Source organism: Amphibacillus indicireducens (genome assembly GCF_039539605.1).
GTDB lineage: Bacteria > Bacillota > Bacilli > Bacillales > Amphibacillaceae > Amphibacillus > Amphibacillus indicireducens.
The window spans coordinates 1-5,476 of the sequence record NZ_BAABDL010000075.1; the positions used below are offsets into that span (position 1 = coordinate 1).

Here is a 5,476-nt window from a genome sequence, read left to right on the forward strand (position 1 = left end):
GTAATATTAATTCAAATAACTAAGTCATGTAAAACATTGTATTGTATTTTACACAAAATTATGGACTTGACTCAGGTTAAGATTAATAGTATTATAAACATATCTTGAGAAAACGTTTGCATTAGGGGTATTATATTTTTTTGGAAAATTATGCAATCGTTTTCGCGAAGAGAAAATTTCAAAAAGGGAAAGGGGTACCGAAATACTATGTTGAAGAAAAAACATCGAAAAGTGTTATCGCTATGGTTATCAATCTTGATGATCCTTTCAGTTTTTACAGGATTCGTACCAGCGGTTATAGCACAAACAAATGGTGGACCAGTTGTCCATCAAGATGGAAGCGTTACCTTTACTTATGAAGGTGAAGTAGAACGTGTTCGCGTTGCTGGTAGTTTTACTGACTGGCAAGATGAAGCATTAGAAATGGAACAAACAGAAGGGGTTTGGACTTTAACAACTGATCCACTTACTCCTGCTATTTATCAATACAAATTTATTTTAAATGAGGACGATTGGATTAACGATCCAAGTAATTCAGAAGAAGCAGGTGGAAATAGTAGACTTGTTGTTGCTGGGATTAATTTAAACCCGGTTGCAAGTTTATTAGAAGCAGGTAGTACAACTGATTTAAGTGCGAATTATATTAGTGCTGCAGGTGTAGCGTCCGTAGAAACAGATACCGTTTCATGGTCTGTAGAAAATGCACCAGCTGGGGTAGCGGTTGAAGGCACAACTTTAACAATTAACTCGGCTGTTGAAGTAGGAAGTACATTCACTCTTAATGCGGAATTAGATAGTTTTACAGCAGCTAAAGAAATTACAGTATCGGCACAAATGTATCGCTATACGATAAATTACCACCGTACAAATAATAATGTAGACGGTTGGAATTTATGGATCTATAATAGTGGTTTCCCAAGTGCAGGGTATAATTTTTCTGATGCGTTTACGTTAGAGTTTGAAGAGGAAGAGTTCACATTTGCTACAGGTACATTTGCTTTTCCTGAGGATGATATTACAATTATTCCTCGATTAAATGATTGGGAAACTCAAGACGTTGAATTTACGGTAACAATGCCAGACGGGCAAATGAATACAGAAGTTTGGATTGTTCAAGGGTTCCCGCAAGTATTCACAAGTGAAAATGATGCGATTGCTGCATTAACAAGTTCAGTACCTCCGCATATTCGTTTAGTATATGAGCGTGAAGATGCTGATTATACGGACTGGGATGTATGGGTATGGGGTACTGGAGCTCAAGATGACAACCATGATTTTGTAAGATTTGAAGAAGGTAAAGCGATTGCCGAGATAGGTGTAGGACCAATTGCTGAACGTGTTGGATTTATCGTTCGTCAAATCGGTTGGGCTGACCGTGAACCAGGTGGAGACCGATATATTACTGTTAATAAGCTAGATCCAGTTACGAAAGTATTTGTAACGAGTGGAGAAACTGCATTCCACACAGTGCCAGCAGTAAGAGCACCTGAAGTGAACAATGGAAATGCTACATTCCAATTTCGTGATCCAGTTTTATATTTAGAAGATGCAATGGATACGATTGAAAAAGTTGAGCTAAGCATTTTAGATAACCGTTATGAAATGACTTACGAAGAAGCGAATGAGCGTTTCGTATTCACATACGAGGATTTACCATTTGGTGACCATGATTATTCATTCTTTGTAACAATTAATGGCGAAACAACTGAAGTACAAGATCCTTATTTCTCTGGATCAATTTCTTACTTCCAACCTGAAATTGAAATTTCAGGTACGGTGTCTCCAGCTGAAATTGATTACAATCAAAATGCAGTATTAACACTAGACATTGTCAATGAAAATGAAGCAGAGCTTCGTGAAATTTTTGTTGACTTAACTGAAGTGGGTGGAAGCGATCGCGTTTTCATTGACCCTGAACTAGAAGCAATTACAATTGCTGTTCATCATGCAACAACTGCTGGTGTGAAAACACTTCCTTTAACAGCGATTGATGTATACGGTAACGTTCATGAAGGGGAAGCAGAAGTGACAGTGAAAGCTCGTCAATTTGTAGGAGACGCTGACTTTGACTGGGATGAAGCAATTATTTACTTCATATTAACAGACCGCTTCTTTAATGGTGACGAGTCAAATGATGATCCTTACGGAGTAGGCTATGACAAAAATGATCCAGGTGCTTACCAAGGTGGGGATTTTAAAGGTATTACTGCTAAAATGGATTATCTACACGACTTAGGTATTAATACAATTTGGATCAATCCGATTGTTGAAAACATTGTATACGATGTTCGTTGGAACGATACGCCTCATATTACACCATACTATGGTTACCATGGTTATTGGGCAAGTAACTTTAATGAGTTAAACCCACACTTTGGTACAATGGAAGATTTTCATGAAATGATCGATGCAGCACACGATCGTGGCATAAAAATTATGATTGACGTAGTATTAAATCACACTGGCTATGGATTAAAAGCTGCAGATGCTGCTTTAGAAAGCGAGGATATTCCTCATTTCCCGACAGCGGAAGACAGAGCTCGCTTTGATGGGATGCTTCGTGATGGAGGAAATGACACAGTTCGTGGTGAACTAGCTGGTTTACCAGACTTTATTACAGAAGACCCAGAAGTTCGTGCACAAGTGATTGAATGGCAAACACAATGGATTGAAAAATCAAGAACACCAAACGGAAACACAATTGACTATTTCCGTGTCGATACAGTAAAACACGTAGAAGATACAACTTGGATGGCATTTAAAAATGCTCAAACAGAAGTGATGCCTGAATTCAAGATGATCGGTGAATCTTGGGGTGCAAATCAATTTGATGATCATGGATACCTTCGTACAGGTATGATGGATTCATTACTTGACTTTGACTTCAAAAACGTTGCGCGCGACCTTGTTCAAGGACGCATTAACCACGTAGAAAATTATATGAGTGACCGCAATGGAGTTATTGATAACACTGCAACATTAGGGCAATTCATTAGTTCTCATGATGAGCCACGGTTCTTAACGTATATTAACGATGAAGAAAACCTAGGCGCCCATATGCTTGCAGGTTCATTAATGGTAACAAGTAAAGGTCAACCAGTTCTATATTACGGAGATGAGTTAGGTTTAACAGGTAGTGATAACTACCCTTACTATACAAACCGTCAAAACTTCCCATGGGACGAGGTAGACGGAAATCCTGTACACGACCATTTTACAAGAATCTTAAACGCTCGTAAAGACTACTCACAAGTATTTGCTAAAGGTAATAGAGAGCAAGTCGCGGGTGGAGATGCTGAAGGTTACACAGTATTTGCTAGGTCCTTTAATGAAGAAACAGTCCTTGTTGGTTTAAATACAAATGAAGAAGCTGTAGAAGTAACAATTGACGTACCATTTGCTGTAGACGAAGACGTTATCAACGCTTACAGTGGTGAAGAAGTAGAGGTAGGTGCGGATCAAACAGTTACGGTGACAATACCAGGAATGCAAGACGGAGGAACATTTATTCTAGCTGTACCAAGTGAAGATGAGCCAGCGGAAACTCCTGGAACTCCTGAAACTCCTGGAACTCCTGGAACTCCTGGAACTCCTGGAACTCCTGGAACTCCTGGAACTCCTGAAACTCCTGGAACTCCTGAAACTCCTGAAACTCCTGGAACTCCTGGAACTCCTGGAACTCCTGAAGAAGGCGAATCGGCTGAACCTGGTGAAGATGAGTCTGCTGAAGAATCTGACAAAGAAGATAAAGAACTTCCAGACACAGCAACAGCACTTTACAATTATCTATTAATTGGATTAATGTTGTTACTAGTTGGAGCAGGAGTATTCTTCTTCCAAAGAAAAAAATTAGCAAAAGCTAAACAATAAGGAATTACAAAGGGTGATGTGCGCATCACCCTTTTCCTTTCTTGAATTTTGTAAGGGGTTGATAACCATTGTTAGAGGAACAGCCAGTGATTAATGCCCCAGTAATTGAGAATCTAGTAGTGGAAGAATCAACTTCAGAAGACCAAGAAGTAGTAGAAAATGAGTCTAGCGAAGAACTACCGGATACTGCAACAATGCTTTACAATTATTTAGTAGTAGGAATCTAGGAGGATCATTAGTAGCATTCTATCAGAGAAGAAGGTTATCAAGATTTTCGAAGTACTATACTAAGTTGATCCAAGAGAAACAATCTCTTGGATCAACTTTTTTTAATGGTTTAGAAAACCCCTTGCTATGCCGGGGTTTCAAAAGAGCTTATCGCGTGGTATTAAAAAAACCTCACTTCATGGTAAGATAAAGTTGGTTTCCCGACCACTTCATCTCACCATAAAGGAGGTATGCCCTGTGAAGGACATGAATAGTTTAGCACACACAACATGGAATTATAAGTACCACATAGTCTTCGCCCCAAAGTACAGAAGATAAATAATTTATGGCAAATATAAAAAGAGCATTGGTCAAATCATAAGAGATTTATGTGAACGGAAAGGTGTCACTATCCATGAAGCAATTGCTTGTCCGGATCACATTCATATGTTAGTCAGTATTCCACCCAAGTTAAGTCTCTCTCAATTCATGGGTTACTTAAAAGGAAAAAGTAGTCTTATGATATTTGATCGACATGCCAATTTGAAGTATCGATACGGGAACCGGAAGTTCTGGTGTCGGGGTTTCTATGTTGATACAGTTGGTAGAAATAAGAAACAAATACAAGAATACATTAGGAATCAGCTGAAAGAAGACTACATGGGTGACCAGTTAACATTATTCGAAGAATATGACCCATTTACCGGTGAGAAAAATAAAGAAATTCTTTAGAATTAGTGAGTGAATGTGGTGCAGGCGGGAAACCTCCTCAGTAGGCCTTTTAGGCCAAGGCCGGTAAGATAGGCTTTCAGCCGCAGAGCAAACCACCAGTTCACACTGGTGGTTTTGATTATAGAAAAGATAATTACTCATTCGCGATAATTTATGAGAGAATAACAAACTTTGGTTGAAATCTGTATGTTTATTGAAATAATTTGCACCGTAATATTCTTAACTACTCAACTTTCGCAGACTGAAATAGGCAGGTATGCCTTGATATAGTTAGGTAAGCCTGCGATCCATTGTTGTAATTGACTTTTGATTAACTTTTGAATTTTTTTATTAGTCCCTTTTAGGGTATCTTCAAGAAGCTCGATTAATTGCTGTAATGCAATAGCCCAATCGAGTTCACTGATTTCATCACAAAGCTCATAAAACATGCCACCTAATGTTCTTTGGTCCGTGCTGCAGCGGTTTTGCCAGGACAGCACAATGTATCGTGAAAAGACAATGGTTGTATGACTAATTAAGGAATCATACGAACGACTTTGAAACTCTTTCTGGAGTTTTAATAAGGATTTTGTTGTTTTAAAGAAAACTTCAATAGGAAGATTGTATAATCAAGTTAGTCACCTAAAATAAAAGGTCATGTGAATTTCATGTTATATTGAAAGTACGC

The 5,476-nt window shown here is 38.4% G+C and carries 2 protein-coding genes and 2 pseudogenes; 3 read left to right on the forward strand and 1 reads right to left on the reverse strand.

Features of this window, described 5'->3' with window-relative positions; translation table 11 throughout:
• The first annotated feature begins 207 nt into the window (after positions 1-207).
• The 3 genes and pseudogenes from ABD814_RS07260 to tnpA all read left to right on the forward strand — a co-directional run bounded on the left by ABD814_RS07260 (position 208) and on the right by tnpA (position 4,809).
• Positions 208-3,870 carry an alpha-amylase family glycosyl hydrolase gene (locus tag ABD814_RS07260; RefSeq protein WP_344911760.1) on the forward strand — a complete coding sequence of 1,221 codons (3,663 nt, stop codon included), beginning with the start codon at positions 208-210 and terminating at the stop codon, positions 3,868-3,870.
• A gap of 68 nt (positions 3,871-3,938) precedes the next feature.
• Complete coding sequence (locus tag ABD814_RS07265) at positions 3,939-4,097, forward strand: hypothetical protein (protein ID WP_344911763.1); 159 nt, start codon at positions 3,939-3,941, stop codon at positions 4,095-4,097.
• Between the two features lie 247 nt (positions 4,098-4,344).
• Positions 4,345-4,809: pseudogene (tnpA, locus tag ABD814_RS07270) on the forward strand (IS200/IS605 family transposase).
• A gap of 227 nt (positions 4,810-5,036) precedes the next feature.
• Here tnpA and ABD814_RS07275 read toward each other — a convergent pair.
• Positions 5,037-5,402: pseudogene (locus tag ABD814_RS07275) on the reverse strand (IS4 family transposase); the annotation flags it as partial.
• Positions 5,403-5,476: the final 74 nt, after the last annotated feature.